Here is a 19,780-nt window from a genome sequence, read left to right as displayed (position 1 = left end):
CGCTGTTTCTGCTATTCTGCCCCCGTTATTAAGGGGGCAGTATGCTTAACATCGTTTTATTCGAACCAGAAATCCCGCCAAATACCGGCAATATTATCCGTCTTTGCGCCAATACTGGCTTTCGTCTGCATATTATTGAGCCAATGGGCTTTACCTGGGACGACAAGCGCCTGCGTCGTGCAGGCCTGGATTACCATGAATTTACCGCCGTGCTGCGCCACCCTGATTACGCCGCCTTCGTCGCCGCAGAAAACCCGCAGCGTCTGTTTGCCCTGACCACCAAAGGTACGCCAGCGCACAGCGCAGTAAGTTATCAGGATGGGGATTATCTTATGTTTGGCCCGGAAACACGCGGTCTGCCAGCCAGTATCCTCGACGCTCTGCCGGCCGAACAAAAAATTCGTATTCCGATGATGCCGGACAGTCGTAGCATGAACCTGTCAAATGCGGTGTCAGTGGTGGTGTATGAAGCCTGGCGCCAACTGGGATATTCTGGCGCGGTATTACGGTCGTAAAAAAATTCAATGCCGGATGGCGGCTGACGCCTTATCCGGCCTACAAATACCACGTATGCCCGGTAAACGCAGCGCCACCGGGCATGGCTCGAAATCAGATGCCATCGCCGTATTCGAACGTATGATGTATCCCGTTGAAATGCTGATCCATATCCATGGACGGCTTATCGCTGTCAGGCTTGCCAACGATGCGTGCCGGGACGCCTGCGGCGGTAGTATGTGGCGGTACGGGTTGTAAAACGACGGAACCCGCGCCAATCTTCGCGCCGCGCCCGACTTCAATGTTGCCGAGAATTTTCGCGCCCGCGCCAATCATCACCCCTTCACGAATTTTTGGATGACGATCGCCGCCCGCTTTACCGGTCCCGCCAAGCGTAACGGATTGCAAAATAGAGACGTCATTTTCAATCACGGCGGTTTCACCCACCACAATACCGGTGGCGTGATCGAGCATAATCCCACGGCCAATTTTTGCCGCCGGATGAATATCTACCTGGAAAGAAACAGATACCTGATTTTGCAGGAAGATTGCCAGCGCCTGACGCCCCTGATGCCATAGCCAGTGGCCGATGCGATAGGCCTGAAGCGCATGAAAGCCCTTCAGATACAGAAGTGGGGTGGAATATTTGTCGACGGCCGGGTCGCGCGTGCGTACCGCCTGGATATCACAAGCCGCCGAAGCAATCATTTCGGGATCGGCCGCGTAGGCCTCTTCCACAACTTCGCGAATCGCAATGGCAGGCATGATTGGAGACGCGAGCTTATTCGCCAGCATATAGCTCAGCGCGCTACCGAGGTTTTCATGCTTGAGCAGCGTTGCGTGGTAAAAACTGGCCAGCATAGGCTCACATTCCGCCAGTGCCCGGGCTTCCGCTTTAATGTTTTTCCAGACGATATCCAGTTCTTCACACGGCATTGCGTACTCCAGAAGGTAGCAAAACGACCGACCCGTTCTTCGCGGGTCGGGTCGTTATATTCAACAGTTCCTTACAGCTAGTGGCGGCTCAGCTCATCCTTGCGTGCACGGCCTAATAACGTTAATGCTGCCTCGCGCGCGTTTTTTCCGCAATACAATACTTGATAAATTTCCTCGGTTATTGGCATCTCAACACCAAAACGGTGTGCCAATTCACGAACTTCTTTCGTATTGCGGTAGCCTTCCACCACCTGACCAATCTTGTCTTGCGCACCCTGCACGTCCATCCCCTGGCCGAGCATCATGCCAAATCTACGGTTGCGCGACTGGTTGTCGGTACAGGTCAGCACCAGATCGCCTAAACCCGCCATCCCCATAAAGGTGGCAGGATCGGCACCCAGCGCCGCGCCAAGACGCGACATTTCGGTCAGTCCACGGGTGATCAATGCGGTTCGCGCATTGGCGCCAAAACCGATGCCGTCGGACATTCCCGCGCCAATCGCAATGACGTTTTTCACCGCGCCGCCAAGCTGCACGCCAATGAAATCCGGGTTGCTGTAAACGCGAAAGCTTTTGCCGCAGTGCAGCAACTGCTGGAGATCGTCAGCAAAGGTGTCGTCCGTCGAGGCCAGAGAAATCGCCGTCGGCATACCCGCCGCCAGCTCTTTGGCGAACGTCGGGCCGGAGATGACCGCCAGCGGAATAGAATCCCCCAGCGCTTCACGCGCCACATCCTGCAACAGACGCCCTGTTTCCGCTTCCAGACCTTTTGTCGCCCAGACCAGACGCGCATCAGGACGCATCAGCGGTTTGATCTTACGCAGCACTTCGCCAAAGACGTGGCTCGGCACTACCACCAGAATATTACGGCTGGCGGCCAGCGCAGTGGCTAAGTCACTTTCCAGGCGCAGCGTGTCGGGAAAAGGCACATCAGGGAGGAACGCGACGTTGCAGCGATCGTGCTCAAGGGTCGCGATATGTTTTGGATCATGGCCCCACAGGACAACCTGATGGCCATTTCTTGCCAGGGTAATGGCAAGAGCGGTGCCGTACGAGCCGGCACCAATCACAGTCATTGAAGCATTACTTTGGTTCATCAGGCATCCTGATGTTCTTCAGTACCTTCGCCAGCCTGCTGCTGTAAATAGTTCATGAACAGCGCATCAAAGTTGACCGGCGCAAGGTTCAGTTGCGGGAACGTACCGCGTGAAACCAGGCTAGTGATGCATTCGCGGGCATACGGGAACAGAATGTTCGGGCAGTATGCGCCGAGGCAATGCGCCATCTGAGTCCCTTCGATACCGCTGATGGAGAAAATACCGCCCTGCTGAACTTCACACAGGAACGCCGTTTCTTCGCCAAGAGCAGCCGTTACGGTGACACGCAGCACGACTTCATACACGTCATCTGCCAGTTGGGTAGATGCGGTATCAAGATCAAGTTTAACCTCTGGCTGCCAATCTTTCTGGAAAACATGTGGTGCATTTGGCGCTTCGAAAGATACATCCTTGGTATAGATACGTTGGATCTGGAAAGCCATTTCAGTGTTATTTTGTTCTGACATGTTTAGAAAACCCTTAGTGTTGTCCTTTAAATACTTTCAGTACGCCTTATCGCAGCAGGGGATCCAGTCCACCACGCGCATCCAACGCATACAAGTCGTCACAACCGCCAATGTGCTGTGCATCAATAAAAATCTGCGGAACCGTCGTACGGCCACTGCGTTTGATCATCTCTTCACGCTTTACGGCATCGCCGTCAATCGGAAGTTCCTGGAAACTCACACCCTTGCTGTTCAACAGCGCTTTTGCGCGATGGCAAAACGGGCAGGTTGCTTTGGTGTAGATCTCAATATTGGCCATGACTTATCTCCAGTGTTCTTTTTACCCTGCGGCATGAAAGAAGACGGGTAAATTACTTGCCGCGAACCAGTGGCAGATTCTCACCACTCCAGCCCGCTACGCCGTCTTTCAGTACGGATACCTGCTCAAAACCGGCTTTAATCAGCGCAGTTGCTGAATCCTGGCACTGCATGCCTGAACCATCAACCACAATCACAGGTTTGTTTTTGTGTTTTTCAAGCTCGCCAAAATTGTTGGCTTTGATTTCGCTCGGCAGCAGGTTAGTGGAGCCTGCGATATGGCCTTTGCGGAAGTCGTCGCGCTGGCGTAAATCCACAACAACGGCGTCTTCTTTATTGATGAGACGTGTAGCTTCGCCGCGAGTAATCACCTTCACTTTTGAGGTCAGGCTCTTAAACGTGGTAAATAATACAGCCGCCAGTAACGCAATCCAGGCGATACTCAAGACAGGGTGGCGACTAACAAATTGCATAATTTCTTGCATGGGGGGTAACAACTCCCGACTAGTGATTAAAAAAACCAGGAAAGGAGTATACCTGCGCGTTGGCGCAAATACAGCCAGAGCGTGCATTGGATTGCATTTTTGCGGGGCGCTACGGAAAAAAAAATGTAAATCGGTGTTCCCCCTGGCACGCGATCCCCCATTATTTGATCTTCGGGGGCTACTTTATCGATTCAGCTGTAGTAAAATTACGCAATTATTTTTTATCTATGAGTGTGAGGTTGTCGCAATGTCGGTTTCTAAAAAACCTATGGTACTGGTGATTCTGGATGGCTACGGCTATCGCGAAGACAGCCAGGATAACGCCATTTTTACTGCTAAAACCCCGGTAATGGATGCGCTGTGGGCAAAACGTCCGCATACCCTGATTGATGCGTCTGGTCTGGAAGTCGGCCTGCCCGATCGCCAGATGGGCAACTCCGAAGTGGGTCACGTCAACCTGGGCGCGGGCCGTATCGTGTATCAGGACCTTACCCGTCTGGATGTCGAAATCAAAGAGCGTACGTTCTTCGCTAACCCGGTGCTGACCCACGCGGTCGACCAGGCAAAAAATGCCGGAAAAGCGGTACATATCATGGGTCTACTCTCTGCTGGCGGCGTTCACAGCCACGAAGATCACATCATGGCGATGGTAGAACTGGCCGCTGAACGCGGTGCGGAAAAAATCTATCTGCACGCTTTCCTTGATGGCCGTGATACCCCGCCGCGCAGCGCTGAACATTCACTGCAGAAATTCGAAGAGAAATTTGCCGCGCTGGGCAAAGGTCGCGTAGCCTCCATCATCGGTCGTTACTACGCTATGGACCGCGACAACCGTTGGGATCGCGTAGAACAGGCTTACGATCTGATGACGCTGGCGAAGGGCGAGTTCCAGTTCGCTACGGCGGTTGAAGGCCTGCAGGCCGCTTATGCCCGCGACGAGAACGACGAATTCGTCAAAGCGACCGTGATCCGTGCCGAAGGTCAGGCAGAAGCCGCTATGGAAGACGGCGATACGCTGATTTTCATGAACTTCCGTGCTGACCGTGCGCGTGAAATCACTCGCGCATTCGTTAACGCTGACTTCGATGGCTTCGCCCGTAAGAAAGTCGTTAACCTCAACTTTGTGATGCTGACGGAATACGCGGCCGACATCAAAACTGCGGTGGCTTACCCACCAGCATCTCTGGCCAACACCTTCGGCGAGTGGATGGCGAAGAACGAAAAAACGCAGCTGCGTATTTCCGAAACCGAAAAATATGCGCACGTAACCTTCTTCTTCAACGGCGGCGTAGAAGAGCCGTTCACAGGCGAAGACCGTATCCTGATCAACTCGCCGAAAGTCGCGACCTACGATCTGCAGCCGGAAATGAGCTCTGCTGAACTGACCGAGAAGCTGGTTGCAGCGATTGAGAGCGGTAAATACGACACCATCATTTGTAACTATCCGAACGGCGACATGGTTGGCCACACCGGCGTGATGGAAGCAGCGGTTAAAGCGGTTGAAGCGCTGGACCATTGCGTTGAGCAGGTAGCGAAAGCCGTTGAATCCGTTGGCGGACAGCTGCTGATCACCGCAGACCACGGTAACGCAGAGCAAATGCGCGATCCGTCTACTGGTCAGGCGCATACCGCGCATACCAACCTGCCGGTTCCGCTGATTTATGTCGGTGGTAAAAACGTTAAAGCGGTCGAAGGCGGTAAACTTTCAGATATCGCCCCAACGATGCTGACGCTGATGGGTATGGAAATCCCGCAAGAGATGACTGGTAAGCCGCTGTTCATCGTGGAATAATCCCTCCCCATGAGGGGAAAGGCGATTAATACCATCACTCGGGCCGTGAAACTGCCAAAGTTTTCAGTCAGGCCCTTGTTCTACGCCAGCGCGCTTAGCGCTGGCGTATTGCTGTGCACCTTTTCCGCCCACGCGGACGAACGCGATCAGCTCAAATCGATTCAGGCCGATATCGCGGCAAAAGAACGCGCGGTACGCCAACAGCAACAACAACGTTCCACTCTCCTCGCTCAGCTTAAAGCTCAGGAGCAGGCCATCGCCGTCGCCGCAAGGCAACTGCGCGAAACGCAAAACTCACTGGCACAGTTGAACGCACAAATCGCTGAGATGAACGCCGCGCTCGCGAAGCTGGAAAAACAGCGGGCAGCGCAAGAGCGCAGCCTGGCAGCCCAGTTAGACGCCGCGTTTCGCCAGGGTGAACACACCGGTCTTCAGCTCATCCTTAGCGGCGAAGAAAGCCAGCGCGGACAGCGTCTGCAGGCCTATTTCGGCTACCTGAACCAGGCGCGGCAAGAAACTATCGCGCAGCTGAAACAAACCCGCGAAGAGGTCGACTCACAAAAAGCCGAGCTGGAAGATAAGCAGAGCGAACAGCAGACCCTGCTGTACGAACAACGCGCTCAGCAGGCTAAGCTGGAGCAGGCGCGTAACGAACGTCAGAAAACACTGTCGGGTCTGGAGTCATCGATTCAACAGGGCCAGCAGCAACTGGGCGAAATGCGCGCTAACGAATCCCGTCTACGCAACAGCATTGCTCGCGCTGAAGCCGCGGCCAAAGCGCGCGCGGAACGTGAAGCGCGCGAGGCGCAGGCCGTACGTGATAAGCAGAAGGATGCGTCACGAAAAGGCTCGACCTACAAGCCGACCGAAAGCGAAAAATCACTGATGTCCCGTACCGGCGGCCTGGGATCGCCGCGCGGCCAGGCATTCTGGCCTGTTCGCGGCCCAACGCTGCATCGTTATGGCGAACAACTGCAAGGTGAGCTACGTTGGAAGGGTATGGTTATTGGCGCATCCGAAGGCACCGAAGTTAAAGCCATTGCCGATGGTCGCGTCATTCTGGCGGACTGGTTGCAGGGCTATGGTCTGGTCGTCGTGGTCGAGCACGGTAAAGGCGATATGAGCCTGTACGGTTATAACCAGAGCGCGTTGGTCAGCGTCGGTACGCAGGTTCGCGCCGGGCAGCCTATTGCGCTTGTGGGTAGCAGCGGCGGTCAGGGCAGGCCGGCACTCTATTTCGAAATTCGTCGCCAGGGTCAGGCGGTCAATCCACAGCCGTGGTTGGGAAGATAAGTTTTGCCTCAATTTCGTCGTCTATTACTCTCTCTTGCCAGCGTGCTGGCCTTCGCAACACCTGTTTTTGCTGGCAAACTCGCCATCGTTATTGATGATTTCGGCTATCGTCCACAAACTGAAAATCAGGTACTGGCGATGCCTTCCACCATCTCCGTTGCCGTTTTACCCAATGCTCCACATGCGCGTGAAATGGCGATTAAAGCGCATAACAGTGGACATGAGGTGTTAATCCATCTGCCGATGGCGCCGCTGAGCAAACAACCGTTAGAGAAAGATACTTTGCGCCCGGAAATGAGCAGCGAAGAGATTGAGCGCATTATTCGCGACGCGGTAAGCAAAGTGCCGAATGCCGTGGGGCTGAACAACCATATGGGCAGTGCGATGACTTCCAGCTTGTTTGGCATGCAGAAGGTGATGCAGGCGCTGGAACGTTACGATCTCTACTTTCTGGACAGCATGACCATCGGCAACAGCCAGGCCATGCGCGCAGCGTCAGGAACCGGTGTGAAGGTCATCAAACGCAAAGTCTTCCTGGATGACACGCAAAATGAAGCTGACATTCGTCGTCAGTTTACTCGCGCCGTCGATCTTGCGCGCCGCAACGGCTCAGCGATCGCCATTGGACACCCTCATCCTTCCACGGTGCGAGTATTACAGCAGATGCTTTATAATCTGCCAGCCGATATTACGCTGGTTCGTCCGAGCAGCCTGCTCAATGAACCGCAGGTCGATACCTCCAGACCTAACCTCACGCAACCGAATAACGGCGCACCGCGTAATCCTTTCCGCGGTGTGAAATTGTGCAAACCGAAACAGCCGTTAGAACCCATTTACGCCAGTCGATACTTCACCGTACTCGGTGAAAGCATCGCCCAAAGCACACTGGTGCAATATATGCGCCTGCAGTGGCAGGGCTGGCAATAATCAGTCGTTAAGATCCAGCGTTAAATGGGCCAGGCGGCGCGGCGTCAGTGATTTATCGCGCCACTGGCTAAAGCGGATGGCCCACAGCAGCACCTGATAACCCAGCTTAACGCTGCAGATATTACTTAGCATCCGTTTGAACATACCCGACACAAATACTTCAGCAATCATACGCTGGCGGATTTTTTCGTCCGGCTCTTTACGTATGCAATGACAAACGCGTAGCGCTTCGTAAATCACTTGCTGTTTGAATTCCGGGTAAATGGGAATGCGCCCGGCGTACTCATGATTCATTTTGTCGAGCAGGCGGGTAATCTTGATGTAGTGACGCTGATAGGCGAGGTTTTTCAGCCCGGTGCGCGGCAGTCGGCTCACGGATGCGCCGTGCAGGAAGTATTTGTACAATGGGACTTCCGTGTAGCGTGCGCGTTTCGCATTAAACATAAACTCCGTGGTCCAGATGATATCCTGGTGATGCAGGCCAGACAGGAAGGCCAGCCCTGCGTCGCGGATGGTCTGATGACGGTAAACGCCCATCCAGACAACGTGCCGCCACCGACGACTGGCTAACGCTTTGCGTAACCAATCTGGCCCGGTCATCACGCCGGTAGAACGAATTCGATCGGTAGGAATAGATGTCCAGGTTTTACCCGTCTCGGCAATACACCAATCAGCGTTGCATTGCGCAACATCCAGATTGTCCTTCAACGCCATCGTCATCAGCGTTTCATACATTTCCGGATAAGCAATATCATCACCGTCAACATAAGCGATGTACTCGCCCCTGGCGACTTCCATGCCGGTATTACGCGCCGCTGAGACTCCCCCGTTCTGCTGATGCAGTAGATGAACGTGCGGATAACGATCCGCATACGCCTGTGCGAGCTGCGCAGAGTTATCCGTAGAGCCATCATTAACAATGATGATCTCCAGATTTTTCCACGTTTGCGCAATCAGCGAATCCATACACGCAATGAATGGTTCACCCGTATTGTAGAGCGGCATAATGACGCTCAATAGGCCGGGGGTATAGGTCATATCAAATCCTGCCAAACAGTATAATTAACGGCAATTTCTAACATATTTAGCGGTAATTCTTCAGAGAAAATTTCTCAAACCTTTAGCGGAAAATGCGCCTGACGAATGAGCGCAGCAAACAAAAAAAATCCCCGGAGAGTTAACGATAGTCAACATCCGGGGACGGCGTGCAGAATCCACTACGTGGATACGGTTAATCCCAGCTCAGGATCACTTTCCCTGACTGCCCTGAACGCATCGCGTCAAAGCCTTGCTGGAATTCATCGATGGAGAATCGATGGGTGATAATTGGCGACAAATCCAGACCAGACTGAATCAGAGCGGCCATTTTGTACCAGGTTTCAAACATCTCACGACCGTAGATGCCTTTAATAAACAGCCCCTTAAAGATAACTTTAGTCCAGTCGATGGACATATCAGATGGCGGAATACCCAGCATAGCAATACGGCCACCGTGGTTCATGGTATCCAGCATAGCGCGAAACGCTGGCGGCGCACCGGACATCTCCAGGCCTACATCAAACCCTTCGGTCATGCCCAGCTCAGCCATCACGTCGGTCAGATTCTCTTTCGATACGTTGACCGCGCGGGTGATACCCATTTTGCGTGCCAGCTCAAGGCGATACTCATTCACGTCGGTGATCACCACGTGGCGTGCGCCAACGTGCTTCGCAACCGCCGCCGCCATAATACCGATTGGACCCGCGCCGGATACCAGCACATCTTCTCCCACCAGATCGAACGACAGCGCCGTGTGCACCGCATTACCGAACGGATCGAAGATGGACGCCAGATCATCGGAGATATTGTCCGGGATTTTAAACGCGTTAAATGCCGGGATCACCAGGTATTGTGCAAAACAACCAGGACGGTTTACACCGACACCGGTCGTATTGCGACACAGGTGTGTACGTCCACCGCGGCAGTTACGGCAATGCCCACAGGTGATATGACCTTCGCCAGAAACGCGATCGCCGATTTTAAAGCCTTTAACTTCCTGACCAATGCCAACAACTTCGCCGACATATTCATGCCCCACGACCATCGGAACCGGGATAGTTTTTTGCGACCAGTCATCCCAGTTATAAATGTGAACGTCAGTCCCGCAGATGGCTGTTTTACGGATTTTAATCAGCAAATCGTTATGGCCGACTTCCGGTTCAGGAACGTCGGTCATCCAAATGCCCTCTTCCGCTTTCAGTTTGGATAACGCTTTCATTTCACATCCTCAGGCAATAACGCCCAGTTGTTTACCAATGCGTGTGAACGCCTCAACAGCACGCGTAATCTGCTCAGGGGTATGCGCTGCAGACATCTGAGTACGGATACGCGCCTGGCCTTTTGGAACCACTGGATAGAAGAATCCAGTAACGTAAATCCCCTCTTTTTGCAGTTCACGGGCAAACTCCTGCGCCACCACCGCATCACCCAGCATAACCGGGATAATCGCGTGGTCCGCACCGGCTAAGGTAAAGCCTGCGGCAGACATTTGCTCGCGGAACTGGCGCGCGTTCGCCCACAGGCGATCGCGTAGTTCGCTACCTTGCTCGACCATTTCCAGCACTTTAATGGAAGCAGCCACAATCGCCGGAGCCAGTGAGTTGGAGAACAGATAAGGGCGGGAACGCTGACGCAGCCACTCAACGACCTCTTTACGGGCCGCGGTGTAACCACCGGATGCGCCGCCGAGCGCTTTACCCAGCGTACCGGTAATGATGTCCACACGGCCCATCACGTCACAGTATTCATGAGAGCCACGACCATTTTCGCCGACAAAGCCGACCGCATGGGAGTCATCAACCATGACCAGCGCACCGTACTTGTCCGCCAGATCGCAGACGCCTTTCAGGTTCGCAATCACGCCATCCATAGAGAACACGCCATCGGTGGCAATCAGGATATGACGAGCCCCCGCTTCGCGCGCCTCTTTCAGACGCGCTTCCAGCTCGACCATGTCGTTGTTGGCGTAACGGAAACGCTTCGCTTTACACAGACGAACGCCATCAATGATTGAAGCATGGTTCAGGGCATCGGAGATGATCGCGTCTTCTGCACCCAACAGCGTTTCAAACAGACCGCCGTTGGCGTCAAAGCAGGAAGAGTAAAGGATGGCATCTTCCATACCAAGGAAAGCCGCCAGTTTTTGCTCCAGTTGCTTATGGCTGTCCTGGGTACCACAAATAAAGCGTACCGAAGCCATACCAAACCCGTGAGAATCCATACCCGCTTTTGCCGCGGCAATCAGTTCCGGGTGGTTAGCCAGTCCCAGATAGTTGTTCGCACAAAAGTTAATAACGTGGCTTCCATCTGCCACGGTGATATCCGCCTGCTGGGCAGATGTAATAATGCGCTCTTCTTTAAACAATCCTTCCGCACGTGCGGTTTCGAGATCGTTGGTTAACTGTTTGTAAAAATCCCCACGCATTTCAATTCTCCAGACTGGGCAAATTTCAGCACATATTACCCAAAGCTATACATTGATACGAGATGACGCATCATCACTTCTTCAAAATGAAGCATAAATCACGCGTACCCGCACAGCTTATCGGTGAATGGCTGAAGCCTGGACCATGTAGTGATATGATAGAAGTATTCGTGTCTGAGATTGTCTCTGACTCCATAATTCGAAGGTTACATTTATGATCATCGTTACCGGCGGCGCGGGCTTTATCGGCAGCAACATCGTTAAGTCCCTGAATGATAAAGGCATCACCGATATTCTGGTGGTGGACAACCTGAAAGACGGCACTAAATTTGTTAACCTAGTGGACCTGAATATTGCTGACTACATGGATAAGGAAGACTTCCTGATCCAGATTATGGCTGGCGAAGATTTCGGCGATATCGAAGCGATTTTCCACGAAGGCGCATGCTCTTCCACCACCGAGTGGGATGGCAAGTATATGATGGATAACAATTATCAATACTCCAAAGAGCTGCTGCACTACTGCCTGGAGCGCGAAATTCCGTTCCTGTACGCCTCTTCCGCCGCGACTTACGGCGGTCGTACGTCTGATTTCATCGAATCCCGTGAATATGAGAAACCGCTGAACGTCTATGGCTACTCAAAATTCCTGTTCGACGAATACGTGCGTCAGATCCTGCCAGAAGCCAACTCTCAGATTGTTGGCTTCCGCTATTTCAACGTCTACGGACCGCGCGAAGGCCACAAAGGCAGCATGGCAAGCGTCGCTTTCCACCTCAATACCCAGCTTAACAATGGCGAAACACCAAAACTGTTCGAAGGCAGTGAAAACTTCAAACGTGATTTCGTTTATGTTGGCGATGTGGCGGCGGTAAATCTGTGGTTCCTCGAAAACGGGGTATCCGGCATCTTTAACCTCGGCACCGGTCGCGCGGAATCTTTCCAGGCCGTTGCCGATGCAACGCTGGCGTACCATAAAAAAGGCAGCATTGAGTACATTCCATTCCCGGAAAAACTGAAAGGCCGCTACCAGGCATTTACTCAGGCAGATCTGACTAACCTGCGCGCAGCGGGCTATGACAAGCCGTTTAAGACCGTTGCCGAAGGCGTAACGGAATATATGGCCTGGCTGAACCGCGACGCGTAAGAAGTTAGCATGAAAATACTGGTGATCGGCCCGTCATGGGTGGGCGACATGATGATGTCGCAAAGTCTCTATCGCACGCTCAAGGCGCGCTATCCCCAGGCGATAATCGACGTGATGGCACCGGCGTGGTGCCGTCCGCTGCTGTCGCGTATGCCTGAAGTCAACGAAGCCATCGCCATGCCGCTGGGACACGGCGCGCTGGAGATCGGCGAGCGCCGTAAGCTCGGTCATAGCCTGCGTGAAAGACGCTATGATCGCGCCTGGGTGCTGCCGAATTCTTTTAAATCCGCTCTGGTGCCGTTTTTTGCTGGCATCCCCCATCGTACCGGCTGGCGTGGCGAGATGCGCTACGGCCTGCTAAACGATGCGCGCGTGCTGGATAAAGAAGCATGGCCGTTGATGGTCGAGCGCTATGTGGCTCTGGCCTATGATAAAGGCGTGATGCTGACGGCCAAAGATTTGCCGCAGCCTCTGCTATGGCCGCAGTTGCAGGTCAGCGAAGGTGAAAAATCCCTGACCTGTAGTCAGTTCTCTCTTTCTGCCGAACGCCCCATCATCGGTTTTTGCCCTGGTGCGGAATTTGGTCCGGCGAAACGCTGGCCGCATTACCACTATGCGGAACTGGCGAAACAATTAATCGATGAAGGCCATCAGATTGTGTTGTTTGGCTCTGCAAAAGACCACGAAGCCGGAAATGAGATCCTCGCTACGCTGAGCCTTGAACAGCAGTCCTGGTGCCGCAATCTGGCGGGTGAGACACAGCTGGAGCAGGCAGTCATTCTTCTCGCTGCCTGCAAAGCGGTTGTCACCAATGATTCTGGATTAATGCACGTTGCCGCCGCGTTGAATCGACCTCTGGTAGCATTATATGGCCCAAGTAGTCCGGACTTTACCCCGCCGTTGTCGCACAAAGCGCGAGTCGTCCGCCTGATTACGGGCTACCACAAAGTGCGTAAAGGCGATGCAGCAGAAGGCTATCATCAGAGCCTGATCGACATTACTCCTCAGCGCGTACTGGAAGAACTTAATGACCTGTTGTTACAAGAGGAAGCCTGACGGATGCGGGTTCTGATCGTTAAAACATCGTCTATGGGCGATGTGCTGCATACGTTGCCCGCATTAACCGATGCGCAGCAGGCCATACCGGATATTCACTTTGACTGGGTGGTGGAAGAAGGGTTCGCTCAGATCCCCTCCTGGCATTCGGCCGTTGACCGCGTGATTCCGGTAGCGATCCGCCGCTGGCGTAAAGCGTGGTTTTCAGCGCCGATTAAAGCTGAGCGTAAAACGTTCCGCGATGCGGTCCGTTTACTGCAGTATGACGCGATAATTGATGCGCAGGGGTTGGTAAAAAGCGCAGCGCTGGTTACTCGTCTGGCTCACGGGATCAAGCATGGTATGGACTGGAGCACGGCCCGTGAACCGCTGGCGAGCCTGTTTTATAATCGCAAGCATCATATTGCCAAACAACAGCATGCCGTAGAACGTACGCGTGAATTGTTTGCGAAAAGTCTGGGATATAACAAACCGCAATCGCAGGGTGATTACGCTATCGCTCAGCATTTTTTGACAGAAGTAAATGCTGATGCAGGGCAATATGCGGTGTTTCTGCATGCCACGACCCGTGATGATAAGCACTGGCCGGAAGCCAACTGGCGGGAGCTGATTGGCCTGTTAAACAATGCAGGCATACGCATTAAACTGCCCTGGGGAGCCGCGCATGAAGAAGCGCGTGCCAGGCGACTGGCGGAAGGGTTCCCTTACGTTGATGTCATGCCACGAATGAGTCTGGAAGAGGTCGCCCGTGTTCTCGCAGGGGCCAAATTTGTAGTATCGGTTGATACAGGCCTAAGCCATTTAACCGCCGCATTGGATCGCCCAAATATTACGCTGTATGGCCCAACTGATCCGGGACTGATTGGGGGATATGGGAAAAACCAATATACACAACAGAGTCATTCCGGAAAATTGCAGGATCTGCATGCTAGTTTAGTCAACGCATCGCTGGTTGATAATAATTTGCTTTAACTTTAAGAGATGAACCATGCTTCACCAACACATGTTTTCTCGCTTTATATATAGTATAAAAAATAATCCATTCGATTTTGTATACTGCTTATTTTATGCCGGGATACTTGCTACTCTCGGGATGGTGCTGGTCAATCCAGATGAAGCGCTGAAGATATTTATTTTCTCCACGGCTCTGTCTCTGCCTCTTATAGGTAAAAACTTAAAGTATGTATGCAGTGAGAAAAAGAATCTGGTTTTGCCTTTTATGTTGCTGCTCTTCGGTTTGCTCCAGATTATTTGGGTAGAAATATTTAAACAACCAGGCTCGGCCTTTACCGGAGCCTACCGCTCATATCAGAACGGTGGCAAAGTGATGCTGTTTGCCGCGCTGGTTCTTACTGCTTTGGCAACACATACCTCATGCGCAATCAAACCTCGTTTCACCAATATCTGGTGCATTATTACCGCCATCGGTCTGTATCTTTTTGCAGGCTATCAGCTTGCTGTGGCACCAGAACCGATGAACTACCGTGTTGCTCTCGGTTTTGAACATCCAACCGGAGCGGCTTACGGCCTGACATTTATCGCTTTGTTAGCATCACAGGCCATCCTTAATCTGCGACTAAAACACACTGTTTTACTCTATCTTTTGCATTTTTTGCTCTCTCTTGCTGTCATGGTTATGACACAGACCCGAGCGGCCATTCTGGTCTATCCAATCCTGAGTATTGGGCTATTTTTCATGCACTACCGACATAATCACAGAATGTTATTAAGAGCATTGCTAGCCTTTATAATACTCGGCGGTTTGGCAACTATTCCGCTAAAATCGGTTATTGAGGTGCGCTACCAGAATCTGATGACCGACTTGCATTCTTACAGCCAGAGTAACAGTAATACATCAATTGGCGCGCGATTTGCGATGCAACAGGTCGGTATCAAAGCAGGAAACGCACACCTCTGGGGACAATCACTTGAACAACGAGATGCAGAAATCAAAGCGTTCGCATTACAAAATGTCGCAATGCAAGGGGCTCTCGCCTATGTTGACATCCATCTGCATAACGAAATTATCGATACCTATTCGCTGAAGGGTATCCCCGGAGTTGTTGTGCTACTCTTGCTCTATACCGCTATGTTTTTAAGAGCTTACTGGCAACGTAGTCCTCTGTTGTTTGTCATCTCAGGCGCTATCGCTATCTATGGCCTGAGTGATTTATTACTATATGCCAAAGGTGAAGCCTTGAGCAGCGTACTGGCGTTATGCGTAGCAGTAATGCTGAGCTCGAAATCCAACGAGAGAAAAATGCCATGATTAATGCTTCAGGTTATTTATTGAGCATTATAATACCTGCATACAACAATGCCGAATTTATCACGGCGACGTTGGCATCTATCCATCAGAGCGTTACTGACGAGGTGGAGATAATAATTGTTAATGATGGCTCAACAGATTTAACAGAAGAATGTATCAAGGCATTTTATCGTGAGCATAGCTGCAACAACGTTAAATATATAAACCAAAAAAATCAAGGTGTTGCAATCACCCGTAACGTTGGGCTTGCGCATGCAACGGGAAAGTATATTGGTTTTGTCGACAGCGATGACCTTGTCTGTAAGGATTATTTCACTATTCTCCTCCCTAAATTAAGGGAGGAAAAATATGATATCGTGGAATTCAACTTAACCAGGGATATCAACAATCTGTATCAGAATAAACCTGCTGCAAAGCAGGCTTTAGCCGAACACGAAATTATGTTGGCTGATGATAACTATGCTCCCCTGTTGCCAACATTTCGTGCCGGGCAATGGCATCTTATGACAAAAATCTTTCACCGCGACATTATTGGCAACGATCGATTCGAAGAACATCGTCGTTATGAAGATGTCATTTTTTGCCCGTTCCAATATTTCAAATGTCGTTCTATTTTAAAAATAGAGAACCAGCTTTATTACTATCGATTAAATGACAAAGGCATTACCGAAAATATTATTGATAGCGATGCGGACAGCATCTTCTTTGCTATGCGAAAAATGTATAAGTATGTGAATAAAAATAAAGAAAAACGTACTGTCGCCACATTAATGATCATCAATTGTTTTCTGGAAGGCCGCAAACTTTTACGTAAAAAGAAAGGCTACTATCGTTATAATGAAAGTATGTTAAATGACATTCAGAATGCACTTGCATGCTGCGATACCAAAATCGTTAAAAACAAAATAATCCTTAAGATGAAATATCCGCATATCGACCGCTCAATTTCTGAAATAAGGTACAAGATACTATCTGCATGCAAAAATTTATTGTTTCGGAAGGGATTTTAACATGTTTGATAAAGTCGACCGTGTTCTTATTTGCAAGCTCAAATTTTATGGTGATGTTCTATTAACAACTCCTGTCATTGCCAGCATTCGGGCTCGTTATCCTCATGCTCAAATCGATCTGCTTCTTTATAAAGATACAAAATCAATTTTGGCAGCAAATGAAAGTATTAATGAGTTTTATCTAATTGAGAAAAAGAAAGGCCTTTTAGATACAGTAAAAAATTATCTTTCGGTGCGCCAACAACTGAAAAAAAATCACTACGACCTGATCGTTAATTTAACCGAGCAGTGGCCGATTGGCGCTCTTATTGCCTCATTACGTCGCCCCTCAATTGCATTTGAGCGTGATAAGAAACAATGGAACAAGCTTTTTTCACGGGTTACACCGCTGACCGGTACGCACATAGTTGAACAAAATCTCTCCATTCTAAAAGGTGTTGGGTTTAGCGAGACCGATCTGAAAAAAGAGATGTCACTGCACTACCGCCAGGATGATTACCACTATTTGGTTTCCCAACTTCCGGCATTACCTTCACAAAAATATGTCGTTATTCAACCGACAGCCAGACAAGAATTCAAATGTTGGGATGATGATAAATTTGCCCATGTGATTGACTATCTGCATCAGCGTGGTCTGCATGTTTACCTAACCTGTGGGCCAGCAGTGAGTGAACAACAGCAAGTCCAGCGTATTGCTGAACAGTGTCAATCATCACCTGACCTGACACTGGCAGGCAAAACAACCTTCCTGCAATTGGCCGCGTTGATCGACCATGCGGTTCTTTACATCGGGGTCGATTCTGCACCTATGCATATGGCGGCAGCATTAGGGACACCACAGGTCTGCCTGTTTGGGGCAACCAATTATCAGCAATGGAGACCATGGTCAGATAATGCTGTATTGATTTGGGCTGGCGATTACCATCCCATGCCTCCCAGAGATGAACTCGACAGGTCAAAAAAATATTTAACATGGATACCGGAGCAAGCCGTGATTGACGCTATCGATAGGGTACTTCATGATAGTGGCAATAATAAAGGCAATGAGAAAGTATAGATGGACAACAAAAATAACGTTATTAATATTGCTTACTGTACAGATGCTAATTATCTGGAGTATGTAGCAGTGTCCATTATGTCCGTCATAATGAACAACCCAGGACAAGACCTGTCATTTTTCGTTTTTGTCTATGACGTCTCAGACAACGAAATCAATAAACTGCGCGTAACCAGCGATAAAATTCAGGTTATCAATATTGATAAAGAAGAGATTGAAAAATATAACAATGACTTTGCAATCAAACACCTGAACCGTTCAATCTATATGAGGCTGGCCGTACCTCGTCTGCTTAAAGATAAAGTAGAGCATTTTATCTATTTAGATGCTGATACTCTGTGCTTCGACAAAATCCATGAAATTAATAGTATTGATATTAGTGAAGTAATTTGTGCTGCCAGTCATGATTCGTTAAATAACACTGATAATAAAAATGCTAAACGCTTGAAACTTAGCACTTCCTCTTATTTTAACTCCGGATTTCTGTACATAAACATAAAAAAATGGCTTGAAAATGATATTGAAACAAAAGCCAATCAGATTTTATTTGATCGAGGAGAAAGTCTTCCCTACCCAGACCAAGATGCCTTGAATATTGCAATGGGTGGCAACGTCAAATTTATTGATAATCGATGGAATTTTTTGTTTAACTGGTTTAACGACCAACAAAAAGAGTGTTTCTTCTATCAAAAAGATATCCTGCCACGCATTATCCATTTCACCGGAGGAAGAAAGCCTTGGTACAAAGAACACTCCGGGCTTTCACAACAACTTTACCTCTTCTACCATCATTTCACACCATGGCGGTATACAGAAATGCGTTCCTACGCTCCGCGCATGAGACCTACTGATTATCGGGTCTACTCCCGTCAGGAAGTCAAAAGGGGAAATTATTGTGCTTCTATCAAATGGTATATAAAATATCTCAAAACAAAACTGCGCTAAATAAAAAACTCCCTTTCGGGAGTTTTTTTACTTACTTTGTAACTTTGCTCGTAAATAGCCGATATAGCTAATTACTGAAGCGAAATACTTTCCTTGTAGCCTTTCATGCCGTGATTTCTTTTTGTATTGTTTTGGTGTTCTGGCTGCTAACAAAGGAACATCTGCCCATGGAGAAGCTTTCCACGCTTCAACAAAGTACTGTGCCGAAGGATAGTTTGCCCAAGAGTTCCACGGCTTAGTCACGCCGACATAATGGATTAGAATAGTATCGGGTGTTATATATTCTTTATATTTTGCAAGATCTTTGCTTTTTAGCTCTTGTTTTATGCCGTAAATAGCATTAAACCTTCTTTCCAGAAAGATCACTTTCTTTAAGAAGAGAATATTCAAAACATCCTGATCCGGGAATGCAAGCTTATTTTTTTTATCCAATAAAATATCAAAGGCTGCGTTGATAAAATCTTCTTCTTTCCACTTTTTAAGATTTGCAAAAATGACACCAGAATTGAAATAATCTCTATTTTCTTCAATATCTCTGGCAGGGCTATCATCAACATCTGTAATTACAGCAGCCACATACTCACCAAGTTCAATTTGGGTTAGCTCTTCAAGTGAACCTTTGCAAATCACATCCGCATCAATGTATAAAAGCGAATTTATTTTCTCAGCAAGATATTCAAAGGCAATGAATCTAAAGTACATTGCATGCGACCAGGCATTACCACTAGGTAATATTTTTAACCCATTAGCATCCATAATGTAAATTGAGATGTTAGTTGCAAATTGCTCTGCTAATTTTGCAATACGTTGCTGGTAATCAGCATCAATATAATCAGTAAAAAGATGAAAGTGGATATTCAGATCTTTATTATGCAATAGCACTGATGTCATCGAGATTGCAGCACCAAACATAAAGTTTTTGTCCACACCCCAGGCGATATTGAGCTGTGTTTGTTGTTCAGATGGCGCTTGATTAAAATCAAGGATCTTTGTTATAGACTGATGACAATCAAAGTTCATTCGCTACACCTATTTAATTTATTA

At 49.7% G+C, this 19,780-nt stretch carries 20 protein-coding genes; 11 read left to right on the top strand and 9 right to left on the bottom strand.

Annotation, left to right across the window (positions count from 1 at the left end; translation table 11 throughout):
• Nucleotides 1–41: 41 nt before the first annotated feature.
• A complete protein-coding gene (gene trmL / locus M4I31_RS00685; protein ID WP_085049096.1) occupies nucleotides 42–515 on the top strand; it encodes a tRNA (uridine(34)/cytosine(34)/5-carboxymethylaminomethyluridine(34)-2'-O)-methyltransferase TrmL in 474 nt (157 codons plus the stop codon).
• A 94-nt stretch (nucleotides 516–609) separates the two neighbouring features.
• Here trmL and cysE read toward each other — a convergent pair whose 3' ends face one another.
• From cysE to M4I31_RS00660, 5 genes are all read right to left on the bottom strand, one after another.
• A complete protein-coding gene (gene cysE, locus M4I31_RS00680; protein WP_016154965.1) occupies nucleotides 610–1,431 on the bottom strand; it encodes a serine O-acetyltransferase in 822 nt (273 codons plus the stop codon).
• Nucleotides 1,432–1,508: 77 nt separating this feature from the next.
• Nucleotides 1,509–2,528 (bottom strand): NAD(P)H-dependent glycerol-3-phosphate dehydrogenase, encoded by a 1,020-nt coding sequence (gpsA, locus tag M4I31_RS00675; RefSeq protein WP_085049097.1) that lies wholly within the window; start codon nucleotides 2,526–2,528, stop codon nucleotides 1,509–1,511.
• Nucleotides 2,528–2,995: a protein-export chaperone SecB gene (gene secB / locus M4I31_RS00670; protein ID WP_038635313.1), complete on the bottom strand. Its 468-nt coding sequence runs from the start codon at nucleotides 2,993–2,995 to the stop codon at nucleotides 2,528–2,530. The genes gpsA and secB overlap by 1 nt, the downstream gene beginning before the upstream one ends.
• Nucleotides 2,996–3,041: 46 nt before the next feature.
• A complete protein-coding gene (gene grxC, locus M4I31_RS00665) occupies nucleotides 3,042–3,293 on the bottom strand; it encodes a glutaredoxin 3 (RefSeq protein WP_003024152.1) in 252 nt (83 codons plus the stop codon).
• Between the two features lie 52 nt (nucleotides 3,294–3,345).
• A complete protein-coding gene (locus tag M4I31_RS00660; RefSeq protein WP_003024148.1) occupies nucleotides 3,346–3,777 on the bottom strand; it encodes a rhodanese-like domain-containing protein in 432 nt (143 codons plus the stop codon).
• A 247-nt stretch (nucleotides 3,778–4,024) separates the two neighbouring features.
• Between M4I31_RS00660 and gpmM the strand changes: the two genes are divergently transcribed.
• From gpmM to M4I31_RS00645, 3 genes are read left to right on the top strand one after another with little or no spacing between them, the layout of a single operon-like run.
• Nucleotides 4,025–5,569, top strand: coding sequence for a 2,3-bisphosphoglycerate-independent phosphoglycerate mutase (gene gpmM / locus M4I31_RS00655; RefSeq protein ID WP_069323718.1), 1,545 nt, complete (start codon nucleotides 4,025–4,027; stop codon nucleotides 5,567–5,569).
• A 33-nt stretch (nucleotides 5,570–5,602) separates the two neighbouring features.
• Nucleotides 5,603–6,862, top strand: a complete 1,260-nt coding sequence (gene envC / locus M4I31_RS00650) for a murein hydrolase activator EnvC (protein WP_233638173.1) — start codon at nucleotides 5,603–5,605, stop codon at nucleotides 6,860–6,862.
• A gap of 3 nt (nucleotides 6,863–6,865) precedes the next feature.
• Entirely contained in the window at nucleotides 6,866–7,789 is a 924-nt protein-coding gene (locus M4I31_RS00645) for a divergent polysaccharide deacetylase family protein (protein WP_085049099.1), read from the top strand.
• On the opposite strand, the gene M4I31_RS00640 is transcribed toward M4I31_RS00645, so the two are convergent.
• The 3 genes from M4I31_RS00640 to kbl form a co-directional block, all read right to left on the bottom strand.
• Entirely contained in the window at nucleotides 7,790–8,827 is a 1,038-nt protein-coding gene (locus tag M4I31_RS00640; protein WP_085049100.1) for a glycosyltransferase, read from the bottom strand.
• A 193-nt stretch (nucleotides 8,828–9,020) separates the two neighbouring features.
• Nucleotides 9,021–10,046 carry an L-threonine 3-dehydrogenase gene (tdh, locus tag M4I31_RS00635; protein ID WP_069323715.1) on the bottom strand — a complete coding sequence of 342 codons (1,026 nt, stop codon included), beginning with the start codon at nucleotides 10,044–10,046 and terminating at the stop codon, nucleotides 9,021–9,023.
• A gap of 9 nt (nucleotides 10,047–10,055) precedes the next feature.
• Nucleotides 10,056–11,252 carry a glycine C-acetyltransferase gene (kbl, locus tag M4I31_RS00630; RefSeq protein WP_085049101.1) on the bottom strand — a complete coding sequence of 399 codons (1,197 nt, stop codon included), beginning with the start codon at nucleotides 11,250–11,252 and terminating at the stop codon, nucleotides 10,056–10,058.
• Between the two features lie 214 nt (nucleotides 11,253–11,466).
• Here kbl and rfaD point away from each other — a divergent pair, with 214 nt between their 5' ends.
• The 7 genes from rfaD to M4I31_RS00595 are packed head-to-tail and all read left to right on the top strand — an operon-like array spanning nucleotide 11,467 to nucleotide 18,736.
• Nucleotides 11,467–12,399 (top strand): ADP-glyceromanno-heptose 6-epimerase, encoded by a 933-nt coding sequence (gene rfaD, locus M4I31_RS00625; RefSeq protein WP_003827312.1) that lies wholly within the window; start codon nucleotides 11,467–11,469, stop codon nucleotides 12,397–12,399.
• 9 nt (nucleotides 12,400–12,408) lie between these two features.
• Complete coding sequence (gene rfaF / locus M4I31_RS00620) at nucleotides 12,409–13,455, top strand: ADP-heptose--LPS heptosyltransferase RfaF (protein ID WP_069323713.1); 1,047 nt, start codon at nucleotides 12,409–12,411, stop codon at nucleotides 13,453–13,455.
• 3 nt (nucleotides 13,456–13,458) lie between these two features.
• Nucleotides 13,459–14,427: a lipopolysaccharide heptosyltransferase RfaC gene (gene rfaC, locus M4I31_RS00615; RefSeq protein ID WP_085049102.1), complete on the top strand. Its 969-nt coding sequence runs from the start codon at nucleotides 13,459–13,461 to the stop codon at nucleotides 14,425–14,427.
• Nucleotides 14,428–14,443: 16 nt separating this feature from the next.
• Nucleotides 14,444–15,724 (top strand): O-antigen ligase, encoded by a 1,281-nt coding sequence (locus tag M4I31_RS00610; protein ID WP_139815587.1) that lies wholly within the window; start codon nucleotides 14,444–14,446, stop codon nucleotides 15,722–15,724.
• A complete protein-coding gene (locus M4I31_RS00605) occupies nucleotides 15,721–16,734 on the top strand; it encodes a glycosyltransferase family 2 protein (protein WP_085049103.1) in 1,014 nt (337 codons plus the stop codon). The genes M4I31_RS00610 and M4I31_RS00605 overlap by 4 nt, the downstream gene beginning before the upstream one ends.
• A 1-nt stretch (nucleotide 16,735) precedes the next feature.
• The gene (rfaQ, locus tag M4I31_RS00600) at nucleotides 16,736–17,791 is read left to right on the top strand and encodes a lipopolysaccharide core heptosyltransferase RfaQ (RefSeq protein ID WP_085049104.1); all 1,056 of its coding nucleotides are present in this window, start codon (nucleotides 16,736–16,738) and stop codon (nucleotides 17,789–17,791) included.
• Entirely contained in the window at nucleotides 17,792–18,736 is a 945-nt protein-coding gene (locus M4I31_RS00595; protein WP_085049105.1) for a glycosyltransferase family 8 protein, read from the top strand.
• A gap of 27 nt (nucleotides 18,737–18,763) precedes the next feature.
• Here M4I31_RS00595 and M4I31_RS00590 read toward each other — a convergent pair whose 3' ends face one another.
• Nucleotides 18,764–19,756: a glycosyltransferase gene (locus tag M4I31_RS00590; RefSeq protein ID WP_085049106.1), complete on the bottom strand. Its 993-nt coding sequence runs from the start codon at nucleotides 19,754–19,756 to the stop codon at nucleotides 18,764–18,766.
• Nucleotides 19,757–19,780 lie beyond the last annotated feature (24 nt).

This window comes from Citrobacter sp. XT1-2-2 (assembly GCF_023516235.1).
In the GTDB taxonomy this organism is placed as follows: Bacteria; Pseudomonadota; Gammaproteobacteria; order Enterobacterales; family Enterobacteriaceae; genus Citrobacter; species Citrobacter werkmanii.
Note: the sequence above shows the minus strand (reverse complement) of the source record. Positions and strands in the feature narration are given on the sequence as shown.

Coding starts and splice junctions, on each gene's coding strand:
- trmL (WP_085049096.1), top strand. CDS start 42: ATGCTTAACATCGTTTTATTCGAACCAGAAATCCCGCCAAATACCGGC.
- cysE (WP_016154965.1), bottom strand. CDS start 1,431: ATGCCGTGTGAAGAACTGGATATCGTCTGGAAAAACATTAAAGCGGAA.
- gpsA (WP_085049097.1), bottom strand. CDS start 2,528: ATGAACCAAAGTAATGCTTCAATGACTGTGATTGGTGCCGGCTCGTAC.
- secB (WP_038635313.1), bottom strand. CDS start 2,995: ATGTCAGAACAAAATAACACTGAAATGGCTTTCCAGATCCAACGTATC.
- grxC (WP_003024152.1), bottom strand. CDS start 3,293: ATGGCCAATATTGAGATCTACACCAAAGCAACCTGCCCGTTTTGCCAT.
- M4I31_RS00660 (WP_003024148.1), bottom strand. CDS start 3,777: ATGCAAGAAATTATGCAATTTGTTAGTCGCCACCCTGTCTTGAGTATC.
- gpmM (WP_069323718.1), top strand. CDS start 4,025: ATGTCGGTTTCTAAAAAACCTATGGTACTGGTGATTCTGGATGGCTAC.
- M4I31_RS00640 (WP_085049100.1), bottom strand. CDS start 8,827: ATGACCTATACCCCCGGCCTATTGAGCGTCATTATGCCGCTCTACAAT.
- tdh (WP_069323715.1), bottom strand. CDS start 10,046: ATGAAAGCGTTATCCAAACTGAAAGCGGAAGAGGGCATTTGGATGACC.
- kbl (WP_085049101.1), bottom strand. CDS start 11,252: ATGCGTGGGGATTTTTACAAACAGTTAACCAACGATCTCGAAACCGCA.
- rfaD (WP_003827312.1), top strand. CDS start 11,467: ATGATCATCGTTACCGGCGGCGCGGGCTTTATCGGCAGCAACATCGTT.
- rfaF (WP_069323713.1), top strand. CDS start 12,409: ATGAAAATACTGGTGATCGGCCCGTCATGGGTGGGCGACATGATGATG.
- rfaC (WP_085049102.1), top strand. CDS start 13,459: ATGCGGGTTCTGATCGTTAAAACATCGTCTATGGGCGATGTGCTGCAT.
- M4I31_RS00610 (WP_139815587.1), top strand. CDS start 14,444: ATGCTTCACCAACACATGTTTTCTCGCTTTATATATAGTATAAAAAAT.
- M4I31_RS00605 (WP_085049103.1), top strand. CDS start 15,721: ATGATTAATGCTTCAGGTTATTTATTGAGCATTATAATACCTGCATAC.
- rfaQ (WP_085049104.1), top strand. CDS start 16,736: ATGTTTGATAAAGTCGACCGTGTTCTTATTTGCAAGCTCAAATTTTAT.
- M4I31_RS00595 (WP_085049105.1), top strand. CDS start 17,792: ATGGACAACAAAAATAACGTTATTAATATTGCTTACTGTACAGATGCT.
- M4I31_RS00590 (WP_085049106.1), bottom strand. CDS start 19,756: ATGAACTTTGATTGTCATCAGTCTATAACAAAGATCCTTGATTTTAAT.